The organism is Phytobacter sp. V69 (genome assembly GCF_965644215.1).
In the GTDB taxonomy this organism is placed as follows: Bacteria; Pseudomonadota; Gammaproteobacteria; order Enterobacterales; family Enterobacteriaceae; genus Phytobacter.
Genome location: NZ_CBFFRL010000245.1, coordinates 2418 through 5861, shown reverse-complemented (window position 1 = coordinate 5861; position 3444 = coordinate 2418). Strand labels below are relative to the sequence as shown.

The 3444-nt window shown below is 57.1% G+C and carries 3 protein-coding genes; all 3 read right to left on the bottom strand.

What is annotated here, in order from left to right; translation table 11 throughout:
- Positions 1-136 precede the first annotated feature (136 nt).
- Positions 137-1672: a sulfatase gene (locus ACSZPU_RS22575; protein ID WP_499003374.1), complete on the bottom strand. Its 1536-nt coding sequence runs from the start codon at positions 1670-1672 to the stop codon at positions 137-139.
- The gene (locus ACSZPU_RS22570) at positions 1672-2751 is read right to left on the bottom strand and encodes an ABC transporter ATP-binding protein (protein ID WP_499003371.1); all 1080 of its coding nucleotides are present in this window, start codon (positions 2749-2751) and stop codon (positions 1672-1674) included. Before ACSZPU_RS22570 ends, ACSZPU_RS22575 begins: the two co-directional genes overlap by 1 nt.
- Positions 2752-2770: 19 nt before the next feature.
- The coding region (locus tag ACSZPU_RS22565; RefSeq protein ID WP_499003367.1) for a carbohydrate ABC transporter permease at positions 2771-3444 on the bottom strand (674 nt) is incomplete at its 5' end.

The following is a 3444-nucleotide window of genomic DNA, read 5'->3' as shown; positions in this document are numbered from 1 at the left end:
TGCGCCGGGAGTTCCGAGGCAGGATAGCGTATCCCAACGCTGCTGGTCGGTACATATCCATAAAATATTCGGTTGAATCATGGGGTATCCTCTACTGTTTATCGCCCGCACATTGGCGCGGCCGTCGAATCGTGGATTAAACTTCAGAAGAAACGTCCTGGGGCGCTAATCCCATCCGCTCGAAGGCTTCCGGCGGTGCATCGTTTTTCGCCATCAAATCCCCCATTAACTCACTAAGCTGTTGCTCAACCACCGGATCGTGCAGCGGCGAAAGCTGGCCTGGATCCTCAGCCAGATCGTACAGACGGGTCTCTTTTTCCAGTAGCGATCCCGGGCCGTAGTTGTTATACATCGGCGAGGTATCGATAACCGGCACACGCAGCAGCGGAACACCTTTGGTGAAGGGGAAAGGTGCGGCCAGCGTGGTGTCCGCCAGCTCTTCGGTGCTAAAACGCGAGGTAATATGCGTTGGCATCAACGTGTACTGGTAAATCTCCTGCTCGCTGAGGTTTTCCGGGTAGCGGTGGTAGGTATAGCGGCCATCGGTCACATTGACCGCCCCGCCGAAATAGCCAAAGAGGATGCCCTCCCGCAACGCCCGATCCTGCGCCACGACCGGCAGCAGCGAATGCCCTTGCATCTCCGCCGGACTTTTCGCGCCGTGAATATCAAGGAAAGTGGCGGCGAGATCCGGCGTCTGGGTCAGCGCCTGCCTGCGCTGCCCGGCAAAGTGCGCGTACTCAGGGTGGTGGATAAACAGCGGAATATGCGCCACTTCCTCGTACATATTCATGCGGTTTTTCGCCCAAAAGTCATGCTCACCCAGCAGGAAACCGTGGTCGGTGGAGAGCACCAGCGCGGTGTCTTTCCACAGGTCGTGTTGATCAAAATAATCCAGCACGTCGCCGAGCAGCGAGTCGCACAACGCAATCAGTCGATAGTAATTGGCGCGCAGCTCTTCACACTCTTCCGGTAATTCATCGATGCGCCCATAGCGCGGCCAGTCAAGAACCGGCCCGGTCCAGTCGGTGTTAATCACATTATAAAAACGCTCCGGGGCGGTAAACGGCTCATGCGGGTCGAAGGTTTCGATTTGCAGGAACCAGTTGTCAGCATGGCGGTTGGTATCCAGAAACTCCAGGCCACGGGCAAAGCATTGCACCGAGGGGAAGTCTTTCTCTTCGCGGATATACTCCCGGTTGATGATATTGCGCGCTTTAAGATCCCGGCGTCCGTTTGAAAACTGCGAGGGGTGGTATTTTTCCCGCAGGCGCTCCCAGTGCGGCTGCACCATCGCCTTCCACGGGTCGCCCTCCTGGCCGCGAATGAACTCAAACGAGTCATAACGGTTGTGATAGGTCGCCCCGCCATCTTCGAAATAATGGTTATGATCGGTGATCAGATGGCTGTAGACCCCCTGCTGATACAACAGCTCGGGGAAAGAATTATCAAAGGGCTCCAGCGGCCCCCAGCTGCGATGCAAAAAGCTCAGGCGACCAGTCTGCATATCGCGTCTGGCGGGCATACAAGGCATGCTGCCGACATAGTGGCGATCGAACGCCACCGAACGTTGCGCCAGACGGTCAAAGTTCGGCGTCGGAACGTGCTGGCCGCCGTAAGGCGACAGGGCCAGCCGGTTCAATGAATCAAACAGCAGGAAGACAGTACGCATTATTGCTCCTTAGTCAGGGGAATTCTTTCGCCGCTTTCGGCATCAAACAGGTGAATGTGGCGCACATCCGGTAGCAGACGGATGCTGTCGCCCGGCTGGAGTTCAAGCCGCTGGCGGAAGGTACAGGTCAGGATCTCGCCGCCCAGCCTGGCGTTGACCAGGGTTTCCACGCCGGTGGGTTCGGTAACGTCAACCTCAGCGGGCAGGCCATCGGCAGAATTGAGGATAAAGTGTTCCGGACGAACGGCGTAAATCAGCGCCCTTCCGGCAAGATGCGCCAGGTTATCCGCCAGCGGCAGAAGCAAACCGGAATCGCTGATATAACGTTCGCCGTCATCAGAAATGCGACCGGCTACGCGGTTAATCTCCGGCGATCCAATAAACGAGGCGACAAACAGGTTACGCGGTCGGTCGTACAGCTCCAGCGGGGTCGCCACTTGTTCGATGCGCCCCTGATTCATAATGGCGATACGATCGGCGAGGGTCATGGCCTCAATCTGATCGTGGGTCACGTAGATCATCGTGGCGTCCAACTGCTGGTGGAGCTTTTTGATCTCCAGGCGCATATCCACCCGCAGTTTGGCATCGAGATTCGACAGCGGCTCATCGAACAAAAAGACCTCGGGATTACGCACCATTGCCCGACCAATCGCCACCCGCTGGCGCTGACCGCCGGAGAGTTCGCGCGGATGACGTGCCAGCAGCGGCGTGAGCTGCAGCGCGTCGGCGGTGGCATTGACCCGCCCGGCAATCTCCTGCTTCGTCACCCCTTTTATCTTGAGCGAAAACCCCATGTTTTCCGCCACGCTCATATGTGGATAGAGCGCGTAGCTTTGAAAGACCATGGCGATATCGCGTTCGCTGGCGGGTATCTCATTGATATCGGTCCCCTGGAGCAGGATCCGCCCATTGCCGACCTCTTCCAGCCCGGCAATCATCCGCAGCAGCGTGGATTTTCCGCAGCCCGAGGGACCGACGAGGACGATAAATTCCCGCTTTTCGATGTGCAGATTGATATTCTGCAAGACCGTGACATTGCCGTATTTCTTATCAACGCTTTCGATGGCAACCGCGCTCATTGGATTTTCCTTTTTAATGTCATGATTTCACCGCGCCGGACAGTAATCCTTTGACGATAAAGCGCTGGCCCACTACGAGCAGCAGCAGTACCGGAATCGACACCAGCAGAGAGGAAGAGGCCATTTCCGCATAGCGAATCTGTTCATTCTGCGAAAAGGCGGTGATGTACACGGGCAGGGTTCGCGCCTGCTCTGAGCTGAGAATTAACGTTATCGGGAAGTCATTCCACACAAACAGCAGCACCAGAATCGTCGTCGCGGTCATGCCGGATTTGATCAGCGGCACAAAGACAAAACGAAAGCGTTGCCAGTGGGTGCAGCCGTCTAAGCTGGCGGCATCCAGCAGCTCTTTGGGGATCTCACGGGCAAAGGTCACGCCCAGCCACAGCGCCATGGGTAGCCAGGCCGCTACACTGGCGATGATGATGGCAATCCGCGTGTCGTAGAGCCCGAGCTGGCGGAAGAGATTGAACCAGGAGCCGACAAAGGTCACCACCGGCAGCAGGTTGAACAGCATGCACCAGCCAAGCAGGATTGCGCCCAGCGCGGAAGGCAGATTGCGCACGGTGGTCAGCGCGTAGGCTGAAAGCAGCGTTACGGCGACAATAATCGCGGTCGTCGTCAGCGTAATCACCACGCTGTTGACGAAATACGCGCTGAACATCGAACCGGGATCGAACAACAGCTCACGCA